We start from the raw sequence: 21,755 nt of genomic DNA, 5'->3' as shown, positions 1-21,755 counted from the left end.
AAGTTTGCTTCACCTTAGATAATCCCTCTTTCCATAGAGAAAGAAATAAGCTCAGCCGTGTTTTTCACTCCCAGTTTGTGCATGATATTTCTGCGATGGGTTTTAACGGTATGCTCGCTGATAAACAATGTTTCGGCCATTGCTTTGCTATTCATTCCTTTACCAATACAAGCAATAATTTCCTTTTCACGATCAGAAAGCTGCCCAATTAAATCGCTTTCGCTTGAACCTTTATCCCCTCTTAAATAATTGAAAATCTGATTGTTGATTTTAGGGTGGAAATAATTCTGTCGCTTGCTAACCAATTGAATGGCCTCCATCAATTCTTGCTTTGATGCATCTTTCAGAATATAGCCTTGTGCTCCTTGTTCCAAAGTGCGCCTGATGGATTTCATATCCTGATGCATGGTCAACATCAAAACGGGAACCTCAAAACCTTTTTCTTTTAGCATTTGCATTGCGGCTACGCCATCCATATTCGGCATACTGATATCCATCAAAATCACATGAATATCTCGCTCTTCTAGAATAGAAGGAATTTGATGAGCATTCGTGGTAATGCCAGTAATTTCAATACCATCCGATGGTTTGAACATGCTGCGTACGCCTTCACCAAAAAGCTGGTGATCGTCTACAAGCAAAACATTTATCATACGGTTTCTAGGTTTTGTTCTAAAGAAGTGGGTAAATCAATGATTACAGTGGTTCCTTTTCCTATTTGGCTATCGACTTCGAAATCTCCATGAAGTGCTGCAATACGCTCACGCATAGATTTAAGGCCAATTCCTCCCGATTTTCCTCCCGATTTATTTGAGTTGAAACCCACCCCATTATCTTCGACAATCAAGTTTATTAAATCACCCAAACAGGTCAATTGCACGGTGATTTTAGTGGCTTGTGAATGTTTTAGCGCATTACTGACCAATTCTTGCACCAAACGATAGGCTGTAACTTCAATGGTTGAATCCAATTTTTCATCACATTGAGAGGATAAAAACTGAACTTTTACCCGCTCCGACTGTGAAATGGAATCCGCTAAATCTTGTAAAGCCGGCACTAAACCAAAGCCTTCTGATATTCCAACATTCAACTGATGAGACAAACTTCTCACGTCTTCGCATGCCTTATCCACAAGCACAGAAAGGTTCTTCATTTGTTGGTTGTTTTCAGCCGTAATAAAATGGTCATCGGCCACTGAAGTTAAATTCACTTTTACGGCTGCCATTAAACTACCAAAATGATCGTGAAGCTCTTTGGCAATTCGCTTTCTCTCTTTTTCTTGAGCCTCTACCATTGCCTCAAGCGTTTTAGTCTGCTGCTGAGCCATCAAGGTATTTATCGCCTTATCATGAAGTTCCTTTTCTTCCTTCACCTTAAGCCTAGTAACTAACAACCTTTGGCGATAGTACAAGTAAAGGATTAGCGCCATAATGAGAATGGCAAAAGCAACTACAATTACGATGAGTTTTTCTGTTTTCTGTTGGCCTGCCAAAGCAGCATTAGCTTCACTTTTAGCAGTAACAACCTCATTCTCAAGCTCTAGTTGAGAAATCTGCTTATCCTTTTGTTCAAACTCATAAATCTCTTTCAGTTCAGCTAACTGACGCGATTTATCCACATTATCGATGCTATCTTTAATCAACTCATATTGCAAACGGAAATCATAAGCTTTATTGAGATTGCCTAAAGCTTCATTGGTTTCGGCCAGGCCAATAAGCGTGGAGCGCTTGAGGACAGGTAGCTTATATTGATTCGCCAAAGCCAAACCTTCTTGATAATTGGCCATTGATTTTTTGTACTCCTTAAGCTCATAATTCATTACAGCCAAACTGGAGTACACTTCACCTAAGTATTGGTGATCTTTGATTTGCTCATTCAGCTTAATACTCTCATGATAATAAGACCTCGCTCTTTCATACTCACCCAATAAGGTATAGACACGGCCAAATCCATGATTCAAAACAGCCAAGTTTTGGATATTTATGTCTGCTCCAAAAAGTTGTTTACTCAAAGAAAAATAATGCAGAGCGGTTTCAGGCTCCTTCTTCAGCAATGCAACCTCACCCATTCCCAAGTAAACACTTGCCTGATTATGCTCTAGTTTCTCTTGCTTATAGATGTTTAAGCTCTTGTTAAAATTGGCCAAAGCTTCATCATAATTTCCCAGCTGTTTAAAAAGGTTAGCGACATTGCTTAGTGAACTGGCCTCTTCATCCTGCATACCCAAATCTTGATAGGTATTTAAGGCTTTGATGTAGTTGGTTAACGCAAGCTGATAATATCCCATTCTAGTATATGCGGCACCAATGTTGTTTTGAAGCCTACCTATACCTTCTTCATAACCATTATCATGATATATTTTTGATGCTTTGGCATATAGATCAATGGCTCTTTGATACTCTCCTATTTCAAAGTAATAGCTCCCCAAATTAGCAATGGTTTTGGACAAAGAAACCGTATCACGAAGAGCTTCCTTTATATCAATACTCCGTTGAAAATAATTGAAGGCACTATCTGCAAGGCCCATTTCTCGATAAAGATTACCCAAATTCTGAAGGGTTTTCGAAATCCCTAGGGAATCCGACAAATATTGCCTGTTCTCCATACTCAATTTATATTGAGTAATAGCCATTTGATAGTCGCCATCCCTCCTCTCTATTATCCCCAACAGATTATAGGTTTTGGCTAGAACATCGTAGTTCGAACACTTTTTGGCCAACTGGATTGCTCTTCTACCCTGCTCCCGAGAAGAGGCATATTCTTTAAGAGCGTAATAAGTCTTTGACTTCACCCAAGCACTTTCTGACATTACCCAAGTAAGTTGCTTTTCTGAGGCCAATGCTTCAGCCTTATCCAGTAGTAGCAATACAGAATCCAAATTGGCCTTTCCAATGGATTCTGCTTTTGCCTGAATATCTATTATTTCTTGGGGAATGGATTGATTTTGAGCACGTATATTGGAGGAACATACAAAAAAACAAAAGAGCCAGAGGTATTTAAAAAAAGAATAGCTGGCTGAAAAATCCCTAATGGCTCTTTTCACGGTCTTCTATTTAATCAACTTCGTCTTCGTCTTGTACAGTAGTTTTTGAAACCTCTCCCTCTTCTGGATCACCATGAACAGGAATTACAAAAATCTGCTTTCTTCTTAACCTAATTGAAAACTCGCTAGTAAATGTTGCTTTAAAAGTGATCAATTGATCGACTGGTCCTGGCTCATTTTCAGTCTGAAAATTAACAAAAAGGAAGAACTCCGATCCCATGAAATCTCCTACAAACGGTTTTTTAGCGTCTAATGAACAACCATTTGGAATAAAAATCACACCATGCAACTCAACACAGTCAATCGCATTATTCTTTACTATATTCAAATAAGGAGCATAAGGCTTTGGCCCTGTTGTACTACCATCAAACTTTAAATCGCTGGATTGTAAAACTTCTACTTTCCCATAGCTTCCATCGCCTATGAGATACTCATTTGGATTACTCATAAAAATTAAGGTTTTAGTTAAAGCGGGATTAATCCCAAAAATAAAAACAGGGACACACACCCTGATACCAACAAAGTGGTATTGTGAAATTACCACTAAGACAGCATTAAACCTTAAATAGAATCAAAGAAATTTGAGATAACGAAAACGAAATACAAACTATCAGTTTTCCTAACCAAAAAACTTTCTCATAGTTGAGAATAAAAGCAACCCTTTCCTCCTGACAATTAAAGGGTTCGTCCGTGGGGATGATTTACACACTTACACTTCAGAGCCATGTAAATTACATGGCTCTGCTTTTTTAAGCATTATTCTTCCCGAAGGGCTTCAACCGGATTTCTTACAGCTGCCCTATATGTTCTATAACCAACCGTAAGGCCAGCAACTAAAATCATGACAATTAGGGTAACTAGAAATGTAAAAGCATTGATTGAAATGTGAAATGCAAAGCCTTCCAGCCAGCCTTGCATAACATAATAAGCTAAAGGTGAGGCAATCAGAAATGAAACCAATAGAAGTAATGCAAACTCTTAAGTCAGCAGCATCAAGATTCGCGAAACCGAAGCTCCCAAAACCTTTCTTACCCCCACTTCCTTAATTCTCAACTGAACTTTGTGAGCCGCCAATCCATACAAACCCAAACAGGCAATTACAATGGCCAAAACCGTAAACCATTTGGCTAATTGGGCCGTCTTGGTGTCATTTTCATAAGCTCTTTCAAAAATATCGTTGAAGTAATTGTAATCGAAGGGATATTCAGGAGTGTAACTATTAAAGGCTTCTTCCACCGAAGCTAGAGTTTGTTTGAAGTCCTCGCCAGAAAGTTTAACCGAAAGCGTTCGTTGATTTTGTTTCCACCATATCTGCAATGGTTCAATACCTAAATGAAGCGAATGTTGATTGAAGTTTTTCACCACGCCAATCACTCTGCCGGTATCGCCCGTTTGGTTAATATACTGTTTTCCGATAGGTTCATCCCAACCGAATGCCTTCACCGCGGCTTCGTTCAAAATTGTTGCCTTCTTATCAGATTCCACATCTCTTCTAAAGGGTCCTCCCTCTACAAATTCAAGTTCAAATAGATTAAAGAAATCGTAATCGGCACTGGCTGTATAAATTGGGATACGTACTTCTTCGGCCTTACCTGGCCATCGTGCACTTGTACTTGAGCTGATATTATTGGGCAAAGAAGAAGATCCTGAAACACTCACAACGCCAGATATCTTACGTAGATCATTGTTGAAAGCTTCCATTCCATCAATAATCTTTTGGTCACGAATATTAAGAACCAGAATTTTATCCCGTGTGAATCCTGTATCTGCGTTTTGAATAAAGCTCAATTGTTCGGAAAGTACTGCGGCACAAATGATCAGCCCACTTGATATGGTGAATTGAAAAACGACCAATGCATTTCTGAAAAAAGCTCCCTTTTGCCTGATTTGCCCTTTCCCTTTTAATGCATTAACCGCCTTGAAAGAGGTTAACAACCAAGCGGGATATAGCCCAGCAAAAACACCTAAGCCCAACACCAAAGTGAGAAGCAATGCCCAAAGTTGGTAAGAACCAAAATTCAATACCAAAGGCCTATCTACAAACTGGGAGAAGAAAGGCAAAACTGAAAATAAAACGAGTACTGCCAAGCCCACCGAAAGCGAAACCGATAAAAAGGATTCCAGTAAAAACTGAAGCATGAGATTTTTACTTTGAGCTCCAATCACTTTGCGAATTCCAATTTCTTTAGTCCGATTCATCGACCTAGCCGTAGCCAAATTCACATAATTGATTCCTGCAATGATGAGCACCATAAAAGCAATCCCCAAGTAGATATAGAGCTTTTGGGCATCACTGACCGGAGCTATGTCAAAGTTTACGTTTCTTGTAAAATGAACATCCTTTAAGGCTTGAATAGTATAAAGTGTTTCTTGACCATCTTCATCGATAGGATCATCGGCATATTTTGCCCTGAGCTGTGGCATTTTACCCTGTAGCGCCTGTGCGCTTGCTCCTTCTTTCAGCAGAAAGAATGTGTGATAAGAATTATTCCCCCAGCGATCGTAAGAGTTGTTCGAAACCTTCATCACGCTTTCGAACTGAAACACAACGTCCATTACAAAGTGTGAATTTTTAGGCATGTCCTCGAAAACCCCAACCACTTTAAAAGGATTTTCATTTCTGAAATAAATGATTTCGCCCACCACATCCGTTTTACCAAAAAACTTTATGGCTGCAGATTCTGAAAGAACTGCTGTATTTTGCTCTTCTAGAAAATCATCGATTTTACCCGCTATTGCTTGAAATGAAAAAATCTGGAAAGTCGAAGGATCTGCGAAAAATACACGTGGCTCCAAATGCACCACTTCATTCGCCTTCACCAAAATATTACCCCATGAAGTGATTTTTGTAGCTTCTTCAACTTCAGGAAATTCGTCTAACAAAGCTTGAGCCAGCGGCCCAGGAGTCACTGCAAACTTATTTGTGCCCATATAGAAGTTATCGACATCTTCCTTATAAATGCGATAAATCCGATCTCCATTTTCGTGATAGTTGTCGTAACTAAATTCATAACTAGTGTAAAGTGTGATCAGAATAAAAACAATCAGACCAGAAGTGAGGCCAATGATATTTAAAAAAGTGTAGGTGCTATTTTTACGCAAACTGCGAATGGCGGTTTTGATATGGGTGGTGAGCATGTTGGATTTGAGCTTTGGGTTAAAAACTTACTAAAGACCGTTTTTAACATAGACGGTTGCACGAATTGGGCATTACAGGCGTTCACCTAAAAATATTTCTTCACTTTGAGTTAAAATCAGAACCTTTCAATTTAGCTCTTCAATAGCGACATTTGCTTTATGCGAAAACTATTCACCTTATCCTTTTTTGCCTTGCTGACCCTCACAGCTTTTGGGCAAACGCCTGTTAAATTAATGACTTACAACATCCGTTATGATAACCCTGGAGACGGAGAAAACCATTGGGAACTTAGAAAACGCTGGATGGCTAATCAAATTAACTTTGTTGAGCCAGATGTTATGGGAATTCAGGAAGGCCTTAATCATCAGGTTATGTTTTTAGACGATGCCTTACCAGCTTACAGCTATGTGGGCGTGGGCCGCGATGACGGAAAAACCAAAGGGGAATATTCCGCCATTTTCTACAAAACCGAAAAGCTCTCTGTAATTACACAATCTACTTTTTGGCTTTCGGAAACACCCGGAAATCCTAGTGTGGGCTGGGACGCTGCCTTAGAAAGAATTTGCACTTACGCCCTTTTTCAAGACAAGAAAACAGAGCAGAGATTTTGGGTATTCAACACGCATTTCGACCATGTTGGAGATACGGCTCGCATGAAGAGCGTAGATTTAATTCTATCGCAAATTGAGAACATCAACACTGAAAAACTGCCTGTTTTCCTCATGGGAGATTTCAATTTAGAGCCAGATTCTGCTCCAATTCAAAAGCTAAGCGAGCAAATGAACGATACCCGTCATTATAGCACTCAAGTGGTTTTTGGGCCAAAAGGAACTTATAATGGCTTTAAGCATAATCAAACTGTAGAAAGAAGAATTGATTATATTTTTGCTGGAAGAAGAGGCATTGTGACCAAAAAATATGCGGTACTCAGCGATTCGAAAGACCTGAAATACCCGTCCGACCATTTACCTGTGGTTATAGAAGCTGTGCTTTATAACTAGATAGTGAAATTGATACAAAAAAGCCCTTCGGAATAACGATGATTCCGAAGGGCTTTTATTTTTAATTAGGATACAATATTTCTTAATTCCAGAATTTGAGGATATCACTCAGGCAATTTGGATAATCAGCTACTTCACAATTGCTTACTCTTCTTCTGCCTGAACTAAGTATTCTCTAGTGGTTGAAATTTTATTGGCTGGTTTAAAAATGCTTTCTCTCTGCAAAGCATCGTGACCATAAATATCTGGTCTGAAATTCAATTGGCCGTTTTCATCAACAAAAGCAGTAAAGTAGGTAAGCTGCACATGGTAATCCTTCTTCAGATCAACCCTCACTGGAGACTGTTTTGCTCTGTAAGCATGAATATTTTCTTGATTCCATTTCTCCTGATCGCGAAGTAAATAAGAGGCCAAAACATCAGGTTTTTCTACTCTTACGCAACCATGACTTATTGCTCTTTTATCTTTCGCGAAGAGATAACTAGCATTAGTATCATGTAAGTATATACTCATATTATTAGGCATTATAAATTTCACAGTTCCCAAAGAGTTACTTCTTCCTGGTTGCTGCACCACATTGAATGGAAAGTTATCAGCTGAATATTGTGTCCAGTCAACGGTTCGTGGATCAACTTCCATATCGGAACTCCAACCGCTGTAAAACTTAAAGTTACGGTCAGTATAATAAGCTGAATCTCTTCTCAATCGAGGTAAAACTTCATTGATTTTGATGCTTCTAGGAACCGTCCAAGTTGGGCTAAATACTACATACTTGAGCGTATCAGAGAAAATTGGAGTATTTGTTTTTTCAGCACCAACAATCACCTTCATTTTCAACTTCATGTCGTTGCCTTCATAAGCTCTTAGGGCATATTCAGGAATATTCACGATCAAATAATCCTGACCCAATTCGCGTGGCATCCAGCGCATACGCTCAAGGTTCAATTTTATGGTTTCCAATCTTTCTTCAGCAGTAATATTTAAAGTCTCTAAGGTTTCCTCTCCAATTCTACCGTCAACCTGCAAACCATGCGATAATTGAAAACGCTGAACTGCAGCTACCAACTCAGCATCGTACAATAGCGAGTCGTTTTCAAGGCGTTCTAAGGTGAAGTTTGGGTTAGAAAAAGCTCCAAAAGTCGATGTTGGCGTACTCAACATGGAATCAGTCACTTGAAGTCTCTTTCTGATTTGGGGAATAATATGGGTTCGAGAACCTGGTTCAATTACATCTTCCAACTTAACATTTATTTTCTCCCAACCGCCTTGTTCAACTATTTCAGAATACCTCGCCAAATAATCTCTCAATTGATTATAGCTCTCATATTTCGGCAAAAGCTTTTTATAATGCTCTGATAAAGTTTCGTCAGTATTTGCACTTAATATTTCATTGGTGAAATCCCATTCCAAAGGATCGCTGTGCCAGTAGCCGCTCAAGCTATCCGCACTAATTCTTCCCTTTCCTAAATGATAATTGTAAAGCAAATAATTGGCAGTGATGGCCAAATCCAAAGAAGCCAAAGAATCAGGTTGATCTTTTAAATGATCAAGATTTTCGAGAGCACGTTTAATATCATAAACTGAATAATCAGCAGCCTCCAAACCATGGAATTGACTTTCTTCCAACTCTTTTACCGCTTCAAGGCAAGTTGTGTAAGGACCGTTCTGATCGACCCAAAGTGGCCTTCCTTCGTGAGCCGCATAAACCGAGTTTAAATCCTTTTCGATTTCAGAAGCATAAAATGAATTTTTGATTTTTTCAGCACCAATGTACACCTGTTCGTTATTCGCCATGGGCATTACTTTGAAAGATGGCATTGATGAGTTGTTCACCATGTTATTGTCAACTGGCCGGGTTTCAATGATTGAAAACATGGTCCATGGTGCTATGGATGAGATAAGTGCACCGATGATAAATATAAATATTGTTAAGCCTAATACGTCCCTTTTCATGTTGCTCTAGTTTGGTTTGAGGATTCCTAGAAAATGCTTCCCAGAAGAGAAGTCATGAGAGAATAAAGGAAAACCATACCAAAGCCCAGAAATGGCCTAATTGCTCAAAATCCGAAGTTTATCGTAAAAATGATGTTGATGAAATTCAACCAAATTGAGGAATATTCTACCCAATTGAGAAATTGCTTCAAAAAGAAAGCCTTCGATTCTCAATAGATTCGAAGGCCATTTATCTCTTTTCTAAAAGAAAAAATCTTATCCCAATAAATACCCCAAAGATGCGGGTTGATAAAGCAACCAACCCGTAAGGCTATACCGGCTCACTTGCGTTTTCAAAACTTCGTGCGGAACGGTATCACTGCGAAACATAACACAGCGCCCCGCCAATGGCTCAACCAGAAGATCATCACCATCAGGCCTAAAGATTTTGAGTTCGCCACCATCGCCAGGTTGCCAACCCACGTTCAAATAAATGATTACTGAAATCAAGCGGTTGCTTCGGCCCTTAAACTGATCGATATGACGTTTATAAAAAGTACCCTCTGGATAATGCGCCAAATGGAATTCTGAACCTGAAAGGCTCAAAAAACAAAGCTCATTCAATTTACCAATCACCTCGTCTGAAAGATTGAAAAAGCCTACCATTTCCAAATCTTCAGTTCTGTTCAGCCAATAAATTTTGTCTCCTCGAATAGATTTCTCCAAGGTCTTAGCATTTAAAGCACCAATGGCTGCATCAGAAAAACCGTCACTTTCCAACCTCGCCAAGAAGTAAGAGCGCACTTGATCGAACAATTCTGGGGAAAGAAAATTGTCGATTACCACATAATCGTCTTCTGAGAGTTGGTCAACCCAGTTCACCCACTGCTCATCACTAAAGGCAGTCATCTTTATTCAAAAAAAGCCCGCGAAAATAAAGAATTTTCAAAAACAGAAAAGCCTGGAACCAAGAGTTTTACTGTTAATTTACTCAACCAGCTAAAACATTGATTATAAAGTCACTCCTCTCCTTCCCTTTCCCATCTTATAGCCTTACCTTTGCCGCCTCAAATTCACAGGTTTTATGATTTCAGTACAAAATGTTTCGCTGGCTTACGGCAAAAGGGTTCTATTCGATGAAGTAAACATCAAATTCTCAGGCAACAACTGCTATGGAGTAATTGGTGCTAACGGTGCCGGAAAATCTACCTTCCTAAAAATATTGGCGGGTGATGTTGATCCAAATACCGGACAGGTGGTGATGGAGCCAGGTAAGCGCATGGCTGTATTAAAGCAGAATCACTTCGAATTTGACGAAAATACGGTTTTGGACACTGTAATGATGGGTCATACTGTGCTTTGGGACTTAATGAAAGAAAAAGAGGCCATTTATATGAAGCCTGATTTTTCTGAAGAAGATGGCATTAAAGCTTCTGAACTAGAAGCCCAATTCGCAGAAATGGATGGTTGGAATGCAGAATCTGATGCTGCCGCCCTTTTAAGTGGCTTGGATATTAGCGAAGACCTTCACTACAGCCTAATGAAAGACCTAAATGGTAGCCAGAAAGTAAGAGTACTTTTGGCGCAGGCACTTTTCGGAAACCCAGACCTTCTTATTCTGGATGAGCCTACCAACGACTTGGATCTTCACACCATTACTTGGCTAGAAGACTTCCTTTTGGATTTCAAAAACACAGTGATTGTGGTTTCTCACGACCGTCACTTCTTGGATACGGTTTGTACAAACGTTGTAGATATTGACTTTGCTCAGGTAAAACTTTACACGGGTAACTATACTTTCTGGTACCAGTCAAGTCAGCTGGCCTTGCAACAGCGATCTGCGGCCAATAAAAAAGCTGAAGAAAAGAAAAAAGAACTTCAGGAATTTATCGCCCGATTCTCTGCCAATGCTTCTAAATCGAAGCAAGCAACCAGTAGAAGAAAGCTTTTGGATAAAATCAATGTTGAAGACATTCAACCTTCTACCAGGCGTTATCCAGCCATTATTTTCACCCAAGGAAGAGAAGCTGGCGACCAAATTTTGGAGATTAAAGGTTTAAGCAAATCAACTGAAGAAAAAACGCTATTCACGGGGCTTGATCTATTCGTAAATAAAGGAGATAAAGTAGCATTCTTGAGCAAAGACAGTTCAGCAACTACTTCCCTTTTCCAAATCCTAATGGGTGAGCAAAAAGCCAATAGCGGAGAATTTAAGTTTGGCCAAACTATCACTACTTCATATTTACCGAACGACAACTCTGAATACTTCGATACTACCGAAAACTTGATCGATTGGCTTCGCGAATACTCTGATGGCGAAAAAGATGAAGTTTATATTCGTGGTTTCCTTGGCAAAATGCTTTTCTCTGGAGAAGAGGTTTTCAAGAAGGCGAATGTGCTTTCTGGAGGTGAAAAAGTGCGCTGTATGCTTAGCCGAATGATGCTAAAACAGGGCAATCTTTTAATCATAGATGAACCTACCAACCACTTAGACCTTGAATCAATTCAAGCCTTTAACAATGCGTTGAAAGACTTCCCAGGTACGGTGTTGTTTACTTCTCATGACCACGAGTTCACTCAAACCGTAGCCAACAGAATTGTTGAACTTGGGCCAAAAGGCTGCTTAGACAAGCTCAGCACTTACGATGAGTACATTGAAAATGAAAAATGGGCAGAACAAAGAGCTGCCATTTATAAATAAGGTTTTTAAATCACCACAACCAAAAGGCTGCTCGGATTATTTCTGAGCAGCTTTTTTTATGCCTCAAAACTATTCATAACACAAAAAAAGACTCCTAAAAACTCAAGAACAACCCTAACAAACAAAAAAAGCCCAGCAAATGCTGAGCTTTTTAGTAGTCCGTAGGGGAATCGAACCCCTGTTACCAGGATGAAAACCTGGCGTCCTAACCCCTAGACGAACGGACCGTTTATTTTTTGGTGGTGCAAATATAGAAGTCAGTTTTTAAAACCAAAAACTTTCCGACTAATTTTATTTCAAACGATTCCACAGGAACTTAGAACAGCTTTGTCCTATTATATTTGATATGGTGGAGGGCTTTGTTAGCTTTACGCCACTTTTGAATCACAACAAATAATATTCAAGCTATGTCTAAAACCAAAGTAGCCATCAACGGATTTGGAAGAATCGGAAGATTGACTTTCAAAGTATTGTTGAGCAAAGAAAACATTGAAGTTGTAGCGATCAACGATTTGACCGACACTGCAACTTTAGCCCACCTTTTAAAATACGATTCAGTACACGGTAAATTTGACGGTACTGTATCAGCTACTGAAGATGGAATTGTAGTTAACGGCAAAGAAATCAAAATCTATGCTGAAAAAGAGCCAGCCAACCTTCCATGGGGAGAAATTGGCGTGGATGTAGTTTTAGAATCTACAGGTCGTTTTGTAGATGAAGCTGGCGCTGGCGGACACCTTAAAGCTGGAGCTAAAAAAGTAGTTATTTCTGCACCTGCTAAAGGCGATATCAAAACTGTTGTATTGGGCGTTAATGACGACACCCTTACTGGCGAAGAAACCATTCTTTCTAACGCTTCTTGTACCACTAACTGCCTTGCTCCAATGGCTAAAGTATTGGACGATGCTTTCGGTATTGAAAAAGGATATATCTCAACTGTTCACGCTTATACTGCTGACCAAAGAATTCAGGATGCTCCTCACAGCGACTTAAGAAGAGCTAGAGCTGGTGCTGTTTCTATTATCCCTACTTCTACTGGTGCTGCTAAAGCTGTAGGTTTGGTATTGCCTCACCTAAAAGGTAAACTCGATGGTATTGCCCTTAGAGTTCCCGTGCCGGATGGTTCTTTGACTGACTTGACAGTTATTGTTAACAAAGAAGTGACTGCTGAAGAAGTAAACGCTGCGATGAAAGCTGCTGCTGAAGGCCCAATGAAAGGAATTTTAGAGTACACTGAAGATCCAATCGTTTCTGTAGATATTATTGGTAACCCTCACTCTAACATATTCGATTCAAAACTTACTTCTGTTCAAGGAACCTTGGTTAAAGTTGTAGGTTGGTACGACAACGAGGCTGGCTATTCTAACAGAGCCGCTGACTTGATCGAAAGAATCTCTAAATAAGTTATTCAAGAGGTTGTTCTGAAAGCTGTACCTTCTCTATGAAGATGTTGGCGATTTACAGAACAACCTCTTTTTAATTTCTTCGGAACTTTTTAAAAGCGGTTTACGTAAGAAAAATCAAATGACAACCCCAAGTCGCTATAAAATGGGATGACTATTTCACGTGATAGACAATCCGAAGTCGATAAAAAAGGAAAATGAAACCGCTCTTCACCAGAGGGGTTATTTTTTGTCTTTGCAGTAAACATCTCCGTGTTTCACAAACGATTGCTATAGTTATTACTTACCATCCGTAGGCTATCCTTTCTTTTTTTATTTACTTTCTGACTGATGAATTGTACCTTAAGCAAACGTTTTCCACACAAACAAAACAAATCGCTATTCACGCAAAACTTTTCATGAAATCAGGACAAAAACGCACAGTCATTGAAAATGTAAAACCCGAGATCAATGCTGGTGCACATGCCGCAAAAAGAGTTATTGGACAATCGTTTCAGGTTACAGCCGATATTATGGCCGATGGACATGATGTTTTAAATGCTCATATTAAATACAAACCTGCTAATGCCAAAAAATGGGGGTACGTTCTCATGAAGGAGCTAGACAACAATGATTGGACAGGTGAATTTACCGTTTCAAAACAAGGCTTATACTTATATACTATAGAAGCATGGGTAGATTACCCACTCACTTGGCAGCATAACATAGAAAGAAAAATCGATGACGACCAACATGTTAATATTGAACTCTTAGATGGTATTCAATACTTAAAAGCAGCCATAAAAAAAGCTCCTGAAGAAAAAGAGTACCTAGAAAAACTAATCTCGGCCTTCCAAAATCCAGATGAATATTCGTTTGCGATTTCAGAGGCAGGATCGAAAAGATTACATCAAATTTTTCTGGAAAACCCTACCAAAGAGTTTGCCACCACTTACGAAAGAGAATTACCGCTTTACGTAGATCGCAAAAAAGCACTCTTCAGTAGCTGGTATGAGTTTTTCCCTAGGTCTACCGCAAAAAAGGAAGGCGAACATGGCACTTTTAAAGATTGCCTGGACATTATTCCATATGTTTCAGAAATGGGCTTTGATGTCATTTACTTCCCTCCTGTTCATCCTATTGGCACTGATCACAGAAAGGGCAAGAACAATACAACAACTGCTTTAGATGGAGATGTTGGGGTGCCTTGGGCTATTGGCAACAAAACAGGTGGGCATAAAGACATTCTCCCCGAACTAGGTTCGTTAGAAGATTTCAAAGAGGTGATTAAAGTAGCCAAAGCTAACGGCATCGAAATCGCTATGGATTTCGCGTTACAATGCTCCCCAGATCACCCTTATGTGAAGGAAAACCCAAGTTGGTTCAAATGGAGGCCAGATAATACGGTTCAGTATGCCGAAAATCCTCCGAAGAAATATCAAGACATTTACCCAATCTATTTTGAGTCTTCAGATTGGGAAAACATGTGGAATGAATTTGTCAGCATTGTCCTTCATTGGAATGCTCTGGGCATTAAGATTTTCCGTGTAGATAACCCGCATACTAAGCCTTTTGGCTTTTGGGAATATTTAATTGCTGAAGTCAAAAAAGTAGACCAAGACGTTCTATTCTTGGCCGAAGCCTTCACAAGACCGAAAGTTATGCAGCGTTTGGCCAAAGTAGGTTTTAGCCAGTCGTATACCTATTACACTTGGAGAAACAACAAACATGAACTGATGGAGTACATGAACGAACTTACAAAATCGAACATGAAAGATTACTTCAGGCCTAATTTCTGGCCAAACACGCCTGATATTAATCCATGGATGTTACAAGGAGGTAATGAAAACCTCTATATCATTCGCCACATGATGGCCGCTACTTTGAGTTCGAACTACGGAATTTACGGCCCCGTTTATGAGCAGATTGTAAACGATGCGTATATAGGAAAAGAAGAATACAATGACTCGGAAAAATACGAAGTGAGGCTGTGGGACTGGAAAAAGACTAACAAGCTCAAGCAATTAATTACTCGCATCAATCGCATTAGAAAAGAGAATCCTGCACTTCAATTCACCAATAATATTGAGTTCTGCCAAATTGAAAACCAGCAAATTTTGGCATACTTCAAGCAAAGTGAAGACAAAAGCAACAATATGCTTTGCGTGGTAAACCTTGACCCTTACAACCGCCAAAATGGTTGGGTTCAAGTGCCTCTTCATAAAATGGGCGTGGCAGCTGGCACACCAATTCGCATGCACGACTTGATTACGGGCAATAGTTACATCTGGAATCAAGAATGGAACTTTGTAGAACTAGATCCTTACCAAGTTCCTTATCATATTTTTCTTATTGATTTTTAGCCAAAAACGCGCAACATGGCCAAAACTGAAATTACCAAAACAGCATCTGCCTGGCAAAACCATTTTTCTAACGAAGCTTTCAGAAAACAGCTTTGCGAATCCATTTTGCCTAAATATATGATGACTACCCGCTGGTATGCGGCAAAAACCCAAAAGGCAAAATCCTTTAAAATCAATCAGGAAATGCCTTTTGATTTGCATAATGGCAGTACAGCTTTTTTTATCATTATTGAGGTCAACTTTCAGGCAGGCTTTACGGAATACTATTTCATTCCTTTGGCTTTTGTGCCGCTAAAAACAGATATAGCTAACGCTGGCATTATATCGGAAACCGAAATTGAAGGTGCTAAAGGTCAGATTATCGATGCACTTTATTGGGAGCCTTTCAGGAAAGCACTTTATGAGCAAATCATTTCTCAGAAGGGGCTTCACAGTGATACCACGAGAATGCGTTTTGAACGCGGAAAAGTTCTGCGATCGGCACCAGTTTATGAAAACTCAAAAATTCTAGCCTTCGACCAAAGTAACACCAGCATTGAGTACAATGGCAAATACTTCTTTAAAGCTTACAGAAGACTTTTCAGAGATATTAATCCCGATTTAGAGCTGACCAAATTCCTTTCAGACACTTCGGACTATAAGAATTCGCCTAAATATGCCGGAAGTGTCAGTTGGGTAATCAATCAATATTCAACCATTTCCATGGGCATTATGCAGGAGAAAATCCTGAATATTGGCGAAGCTTGGAATCATACTTTGGACATGATCAAAGGATATTTTGATCGCATTCAGGCTACTCAAATCAAACCAAAGGATATCCAGGACATTCCCAATCTGGAGTGGATTGATGCGAAAAGCTTAAAGTCCGATTTTAAATTATTGATTGGAGACGAAACGCTTCAGAAGATTGAGAGAATGGCACTGAGAGTAGCAGAAATGCACATTGCACTCTTTAGCAACAAAGTCGATCTTCAATTTAATCCAATCGCCTTCAATGGAGATTATACTGTTTGGCTCAAAAATCGAATTTTCTACCAAGTAAATGCTCGTTTTATTCTGGTTGAAGAAAACATTAAAAAGCTGGATGGTTTGGCCAGAGAATTTGCAGAAAAGTTTCTGGAAAGCAGAGAGGAAATCACCACACGTTTTTTGGCCTTCAATGAAATAAACCTGAACAGCAGTAGAATTCGAATTCATGGTGATCTTCACCTAGGTCAAATTCTGGTAACTGACGATGATGACTTCTACATTATTGATTATGAGGGAGAACCAGAAAGCACTATTCGTGATAGAAAAGTAAAACAAACACCATTAAAAGATGTGGCCGGCATGCTAAGGTCGTTTCATTATGCCGTTTATGCTACCATTTTTAATGAGAAGAATAATTTCACCCTCTCCCGCTCAGAGCTTTTTGAAGCAGGAGAAAAATACTACAAAGCCATCTCGGCAGTCTTTTTAAATAAATATGTAGAAACCGCCATGGACAACCGACTTGACATTGGATACAAGTCTGAAATCCGGAATCTGCTGGAATATCATTTACTGGAAAAAGCAGTATATGAAATTGGCTACGAATTAAAAGCCCGTCCCGATTGGGTTATTATTCCACTTACGGGCATCAACCAAATTCTTGAGAATTAACTATGGAAAAACATCAATACATTACAGGATATAGTCTTTTTACCGAATTCGATGCCGACCTGTTTAAGTCAGGAAAGCACTTCAGGCTCTTTGAAAAACTAGGTTCCAAACTAGTTGAAGCCGATGGCGTAAAAGGTGTGTATTTTGCAGTTTGGGCTCCAAATGCCAACAATGTTCAAGTTATAGGCGACTTTAATTACTGGGATGGAGAAGGTTATGAACTTTATCCGCGTTGGGATGGCACAGGAATTTGGGAAGGCTTCATTCCCGAGCTAAAACAAGGCACGGTATACAAATACAAAATTCATTCAAACAGTCATGGTCAAATTTTAGAGAAAGGAGATCCCTTCGCTCTGTATTGGGAAGTTCCACCTAAAACAGCCTCAATTGTTTGGGAAGTCAGCTATAAATGGAAAGACAGCAAATGGCTAAAAAAACGAAATGAGACCAATCAATTAAACCAGCCTTGCTCGGTTTATGAGGTTCATTTAGGCTCTTGGAAGCGTAAACCTTCCGGAGAATCTCTTTCTTATAAAGAACTTTCTAAAGAACTTGTGAAATACGTTAAGGAAATGGAATATACCCACGTAGAATTCCTTCCTGTCATGGAACATCCGTTTTTTGGATCATGGGGATATCAGTGCACAGGCTTCTTTGCGCCTTCCAGCCGATATGGAACTCCTGAAGACTTTATGGCCATGATCGATGCTTTCCATAAAGCAGAAATCGGGGTAATTCTGGATTGGGTTCCCTCCCATTTCCCTAGCGATGCGCATGGCCCATTTAATTTTGATGGCACGCATTTATATGAACATGCCGACCCTAGACAGGGCTATCACCCAGACTGGAATAGCTACATTTTCAACTATGGAAGAAGCGAAGTAAGAGCCTTTTTGATTAGCAGCGCCATGTACTGGATGGACATTTGCCATGCCGATGGTTTGCGGGTAGATGCTGTGGCTTCTATGCTCTATTTAGATTATTCCAGAAAAGAAGGCGAATGGATTCCGAATCAATATGGAGGAAGGGAAAACCTTGAAGCCATTAGTTTTCTGAAAGAACTAAACGAAGCCTTGTATGGCGCGGTAGAAGGAATTCAAACCATTGCCGAAGAATCTACCGCATGGCCGGCAGTATCGCGCCCAACTTTCTTAGGCGGACTTGGCTTTGGCATGAAATGGATGATGGGCTGGATGCACGACACCTTGGAGTACTTCAAAAAAGACCCTTTCTATCGCCAATACCACCAAAACAACATCACTTTCAGTTTAAATTACGCCTTTACTGAAAACTTCATGTTGCCCCTTTCTCACGATGAAGTGGTTCACGGAAAAGGCCCATTGATTGACAGAATGCCGGGCGATGAATGGCAACGTTTTGCCAATTTAAGATTGCTTTACGGCTACATGTACACTCACCCAGGCACCAAACTCGTGTTTATGGGTGGAGAAATTGGGCAAACTACAGAGTGGAAACACGACTACTCCCTTGATTGGCATCTGCTTGATTTTGAGCCTCACCAAGGCATGCAAAAATTAACCAAAGCGCTTAATCATATTTATAAAACGGAGCCAGCGCTTTATGAAAATAGCTTTACCGTGGATGGCTTTGAATGGATAGAGTTAAATGACCACAAAAACTCGGTAATTAGCTATATAAGAAAGGGCAAGAATGCGAAAGACAATTTGATTGTAGTGTGTAACTTCACACCAATGGTTCGCGAAAAGTACCAGATAGGAAGTTACGGAGGAAGTTGGAAAGAAATCTTCAACTCAGATGATAAAGAATTCTGGGGAAGTGGGGTTGGAAACAAAGGAGAAATTAAATCGAAGAAAGAAGGTTTACACGGAAAACCTCATTCATTAAAACTCACTTTGCCCCCATTATCAGTCGTCATTTTAAAGCAAGTTTAAATTAGATAAAGAGCCGAGCTCAGAAATTGCTTTTCTCAGTTCGGCCCTTCATTATTTTCAAGAATACTTATGAATCGTTATTTGTGTATACATGGGCACTTTTACCAGCCCCCGAGAGAAAATGCGTGGTTAGAGAAAATAGAGATTCAACCCAGTGCTCACCCTTTTCACGATTGGAACGAGCGCATCACCAAAGAATGCTATTACCCGAATGCCTTTTCTAGAGTGCTTAATGACTCTGGAAAAATCATCGATATTGTAAATAACTACTCCAAAATCAGCTTCAATTTCGGCCCAACACTTTTATCTTGGATGGAAGCCCATGCCCCTCAAACCTATCAGGCAATTCTTGATTCTGATAGAGAGAGCATGGAAAACTTTGGAGGCCACGGTTCTGCTGTTGCTCAGGTTTACAATCATTTGATCATGCCTTTGGCCAATAAAAAGGACAAAGAAACACAAATCATATGGGGGCTTGAAGATTTTAAATTTCGCTTCAATAGGCCCCCTGAAGGCATGTGGCTGGGCGAAACCGCTGTGGATACTGAAACCTTAGAATTGCTCTACCAACACGGAATTAAATACACCATTTTAGCTCCTCGCCAAGCCAAAAGGTTTAGAAAAACAGGAACTGACCAATGGCAAAATGGAATCAATTCTAATTTTCATTATTGGTACAAACTTCCTTCGGGCAACAAAATCGCCTTGTTCTTTTACGATGGAGAAAGGTCACAAAATGTAGCCTTCAAGGGTGTTTTAGATGATGGAAGAAAGTTTGCCTACGACTTGTTGGAAGGCTATCAATCCGATGGCAACAACGAACTGGTGCACATAGCGACCGATGGCGAAAGTTATGGGCACCACCATAAAAATGGTGATATGGCCTTGGCCTACTGCCTAAGGTATATTGAAGAACATAACCTGACCCAGCTCACCAATTATGGTCAATATCTTTCTCTTTTTGAACCTGAATTCGAAGTAGAAATTCACGAAAACAGCTCTTGGAGTTGTGTTCACGGAGTTGAAAGATGGAGAAGCAATTGCGGCTGCCATACTGGTGGAGAACCCTTTTGGAACCAAGAATGGAGAGCTCCGCTGCGAACTGCTTTGGACAATGCCCGAGATAGCATGATTGATATCTACGAAAAGGAAATTAAGCCTTTTTGTAATGATCCATGGGCCATGCGAGATGATTACATTCATGTGGTTCTCAATCGATCTAAAATCAACATTCGGAAATTTTTGAGCAGGCATATTTCAGTTGAACTGAACGATGAAGACAAAAAGAAAGTAATGCGATTGCTCGAAATGCAACGCAATGCCATGCTCATGTATACCAGTTGCGGGTGGTTTTTCAACGATATTTCCGGAATCGAAACCTTGCAAATTCTGCAATATGCTTGCCGCGCTATTCAGCTGGGTGAAAGCGAGTCAGAATATAGGTTTGAAGATAAATTCATTGAAGATCTTTCCTTAGCGCAAAGCAATGTTAAGGAACAAGGCAGTGGAAAAGACATCTACTTAAACAGCATTCGTCCTTACCAACTTTCTTTAACGCAAGTGGGAATGCACTATGCCGTAGCTTCTCTTTTTGCCGATGATCCACAAACGCTTACCGTTTTTAACTACGACTGCAAAAGTTTATGGTACGAACGCAGAAGTGCTGGAATGCAAAAGTTGGCTATCGGAACAACCGAGGTAAACTCCAAAGTAACCCTATCTAAGAAGATTTTCAGCTTTGTAGTTCTCTATATTGGCCAACATCATTTAGTTGGTGGCACCTGCGATAGGTTGAGCAAAAAAGACTTTGAACCGATTGAAAATAAACTAACCAAAGCTTTTGAAAAAAGTAACATCACTCAGGTAATGTTGCTCATTCAGGAACATTTTAGAGCCCATAACTTCTCTTTCTTTGGCATGTTCAAAGACGAGCAAATGAAATTGCTCAACCAATACCTAGAGCAAAGTGAAGAATTGGCTTACGATTCGTATCGAAAAATCTACGACCGTAATTACAACATCTTAAATGTAATGAAGGTCGAGAATTTGAAACTACCTGAGGTTTTAAAGCAAAACATCGATGTTGTAATCAACATAGAACTTAAAGAGCTTTTCAGTAACGGCCATTTCACTATTGAAAAATATGGCGAGTTGGTTGATGAAGTCGTTAAATGGGATGTTGCACTGGACAAAGGCGTTTTGGAGACGAAGGCAAACTCGCGATTCGAGTCCATTTTTGTGGAATTCATGGAAGACACTTCAAAAGTCCATTTGTTAGATATGTTGAAGTCGGCAATTTGTTATTCAAAACAGCTTGGGCTTAATCCGCAATCAGTAAATCTTCAAAACAAGGTTTTCCATTTCACTAAAGATTTACTTGAAGAAGGCAAACAGCCTGAAGATGGACAAAACAGAACAATGAATTTGCTTGATAGTATCTGTTCGGAAATCAACATAGACCTTTCGGTTCTCAAAAAAGAGTTAGAAAGCCTGTAATACAGGCTTTTTCTTTTTCCTATAAACTGAAAAAGGCCCCTTATGGGCCCTTCTCTGAGTTTCTAAAAATTAACAATTAAATCAGCAACCGCAGTCTCGCAACTGCGGTCGCAAACCCCTATTCGGGGTACACCTATGGAATTC

The 21,755-nt window shown here is 39.8% G+C and carries 14 protein-coding genes and 1 tRNA gene; 7 read left to right on the top strand and 8 right to left on the bottom strand.

Annotated elements, in window-relative coordinates; translation table 11 throughout:
* Nucleotides 1-14: 14 nt before the first annotated feature.
* From ACXACJ_RS04520 to ACXACJ_RS04500, 5 genes are all read right to left on the bottom strand, one after another.
* On the bottom strand, nt 15-653 hold the full coding sequence (locus ACXACJ_RS04520; protein ID WP_475133081.1) for a response regulator: 639 nt from the start codon (nt 651-653) through the stop codon (nt 15-17).
* Nucleotides 650-3,043, bottom strand: a complete 2,394-nt coding sequence (locus tag ACXACJ_RS04515) for a tetratricopeptide repeat-containing sensor histidine kinase (RefSeq protein ID WP_475133080.1) — start codon at nt 3,041-3,043, stop codon at nt 650-652. The genes ACXACJ_RS04520 and ACXACJ_RS04515 overlap by 4 nt, the downstream gene beginning before the upstream one ends.
* A 10-nt stretch (nt 3,044-3,053) precedes the next feature.
* On the bottom strand, nt 3,054-3,491 hold the full coding sequence (locus ACXACJ_RS04510; protein ID WP_475133079.1) for a hypothetical protein: 438 nt from the start codon (nt 3,489-3,491) through the stop codon (nt 3,054-3,056).
* A gap of 308 nt (nt 3,492-3,799) precedes the next feature.
* A complete protein-coding gene (locus ACXACJ_RS04505) occupies nt 3,800-3,961 on the bottom strand; it encodes a hypothetical protein (RefSeq protein WP_475133078.1) in 162 nt (53 codons plus the stop codon).
* 60 nt (nt 3,962-4,021) lie between these two features.
* Nucleotides 4,022-6,181, bottom strand: a complete 2,160-nt coding sequence (locus ACXACJ_RS04500; RefSeq protein ID WP_475133077.1) for an ABC transporter permease — start codon at nt 6,179-6,181, stop codon at nt 4,022-4,024.
* Nucleotides 6,182-6,340: 159 nt separating this feature from the next.
* Here ACXACJ_RS04500 and ACXACJ_RS04495 point away from each other — a divergent pair, with 159 nt between their 5' ends.
* Nucleotides 6,341-7,183 carry an endonuclease/exonuclease/phosphatase family protein gene (locus ACXACJ_RS04495; RefSeq protein WP_475133076.1) on the top strand — a complete coding sequence of 281 codons (843 nt, stop codon included), beginning with the start codon at nt 6,341-6,343 and terminating at the stop codon, nt 7,181-7,183.
* A gap of 144 nt (nt 7,184-7,327) precedes the next feature.
* Here the strand turns inward: ACXACJ_RS04495 and ACXACJ_RS04490 are convergent, their stop codons facing one another.
* Nucleotides 7,328-9,136, bottom strand: a complete 1,809-nt coding sequence (locus tag ACXACJ_RS04490) for a L,D-transpeptidase family protein (protein ID WP_475133075.1) — start codon at nt 9,134-9,136, stop codon at nt 7,328-7,330.
* Between the two features lie 255 nt (nt 9,137-9,391).
* A complete protein-coding gene (locus ACXACJ_RS04485; protein WP_475133074.1) occupies nt 9,392-10,024 on the bottom strand; it encodes a 2OG-Fe(II) oxygenase in 633 nt (210 codons plus the stop codon).
* A gap of 175 nt (nt 10,025-10,199) precedes the next feature.
* On the opposite strand from ACXACJ_RS04485, the gene ACXACJ_RS04480 reads away from it, so the two are divergent.
* Nucleotides 10,200-11,816 (top strand): ABC-F family ATP-binding cassette domain-containing protein, encoded by a 1,617-nt coding sequence (locus ACXACJ_RS04480; RefSeq protein ID WP_475133073.1) that lies wholly within the window; start codon nt 10,200-10,202, stop codon nt 11,814-11,816.
* A gap of 155 nt (nt 11,817-11,971) precedes the next feature.
* Here ACXACJ_RS04480 and ACXACJ_RS04475 read toward each other — a convergent pair.
* Nucleotides 11,972-12,043, bottom strand: a tRNA-Glu gene (locus tag ACXACJ_RS04475).
* Nucleotides 12,044-12,223: 180 nt separating this feature from the next.
* On the opposite strand from ACXACJ_RS04475, the gene gap reads away from it, so the two are divergent.
* The 5 genes from gap (at nt 12,224) to ACXACJ_RS04450 (ending at nt 21,611) form a co-directional block, all read left to right on the top strand.
* Nucleotides 12,224-13,219, top strand: coding sequence for a type I glyceraldehyde-3-phosphate dehydrogenase (gap, locus tag ACXACJ_RS04470; protein ID WP_475133072.1), 996 nt, complete (start codon nt 12,224-12,226; stop codon nt 13,217-13,219).
* A 398-nt stretch (nt 13,220-13,617) separates the two neighbouring features.
* On the top strand, nt 13,618-15,561 hold the full coding sequence (locus ACXACJ_RS04465) for an alpha-1,4-glucan--maltose-1-phosphate maltosyltransferase (RefSeq protein ID WP_475133071.1): 1,944 nt from the start codon (nt 13,618-13,620) through the stop codon (nt 15,559-15,561).
* Nucleotides 15,562-15,576: 15 nt separating this feature from the next.
* Nucleotides 15,577-17,202 carry a maltokinase N-terminal cap-like domain-containing protein gene (locus ACXACJ_RS04460; protein ID WP_475133070.1) on the top strand — a complete coding sequence of 542 codons (1,626 nt, stop codon included), beginning with the start codon at nt 15,577-15,579 and terminating at the stop codon, nt 17,200-17,202.
* A 2-nt stretch (nt 17,203-17,204) separates the two neighbouring features.
* Nucleotides 17,205-19,115 carry a 1,4-alpha-glucan branching protein GlgB gene (gene glgB / locus ACXACJ_RS04455; protein ID WP_475133069.1) on the top strand — a complete coding sequence of 637 codons (1,911 nt, stop codon included), beginning with the start codon at nt 17,205-17,207 and terminating at the stop codon, nt 19,113-19,115.
* A gap of 69 nt (nt 19,116-19,184) precedes the next feature.
* Entirely contained in the window at nt 19,185-21,611 is a 2,427-nt protein-coding gene (locus tag ACXACJ_RS04450) for a DUF3536 domain-containing protein (RefSeq protein WP_475133068.1), read from the top strand.
* Nucleotides 21,612-21,755: the final 144 nt, after the last annotated feature.

Source organism: Roseivirga sp. AWQ4_251 (genome assembly GCF_056158225.1).
This window is presented reverse-complemented; position numbering and strand designations above follow the sequence as displayed.

Bases quoted from the DNA above. Each gene is read 5' to 3' on its own strand.
- ACXACJ_RS04490 (WP_475133075.1), bottom strand. From the start codon at position 9,136: ATGAAAAGGGACGTATTAGGCTTAACAATATTTATATTTATCATCGGT.
- glgB (WP_475133069.1), top strand. From the start codon at position 17,205: ATGGAAAAACATCAATACATTACAGGATATAGTCTTTTTACCGAATTC.
- ACXACJ_RS04500 (WP_475133077.1), bottom strand. From the start codon at position 6,181: ATGCTCACCACCCATATCAAAACCGCCATTCGCAGTTTGCGTAAAAAT.
- ACXACJ_RS04505 (WP_475133078.1), bottom strand. From the start codon at position 3,961: ATGCAAGGCTGGCTGGAAGGCTTTGCATTTCACATTTCAATCAATGCT.
- ACXACJ_RS04495 (WP_475133076.1), top strand. From the start codon at position 6,341: ATGCGAAAACTATTCACCTTATCCTTTTTTGCCTTGCTGACCCTCACA.
- ACXACJ_RS04510 (WP_475133079.1), bottom strand. From the start codon at position 3,491: ATGAGTAATCCAAATGAGTATCTCATAGGCGATGGAAGCTATGGGAAA.
- ACXACJ_RS04480 (WP_475133073.1), top strand. From the start codon at position 10,200: ATGATTTCAGTACAAAATGTTTCGCTGGCTTACGGCAAAAGGGTTCTA.
- ACXACJ_RS04465 (WP_475133071.1), top strand. From the start codon at position 13,618: ATGAAATCAGGACAAAAACGCACAGTCATTGAAAATGTAAAACCCGAG.
- ACXACJ_RS04450 (WP_475133068.1), top strand. From the start codon at position 19,185: ATGAATCGTTATTTGTGTATACATGGGCACTTTTACCAGCCCCCGAGA.
- ACXACJ_RS04485 (WP_475133074.1), bottom strand. From the start codon at position 10,024: ATGACTGCCTTTAGTGATGAGCAGTGGGTGAACTGGGTTGACCAACTC.
- ACXACJ_RS04520 (WP_475133081.1), bottom strand. From the start codon at position 653: ATGATAAATGTTTTGCTTGTAGACGATCACCAGCTTTTTGGTGAAGGC.
- ACXACJ_RS04460 (WP_475133070.1), top strand. From the start codon at position 15,577: ATGGCCAAAACTGAAATTACCAAAACAGCATCTGCCTGGCAAAACCAT.
- gap (WP_475133072.1), top strand. From the start codon at position 12,224: ATGTCTAAAACCAAAGTAGCCATCAACGGATTTGGAAGAATCGGAAGA.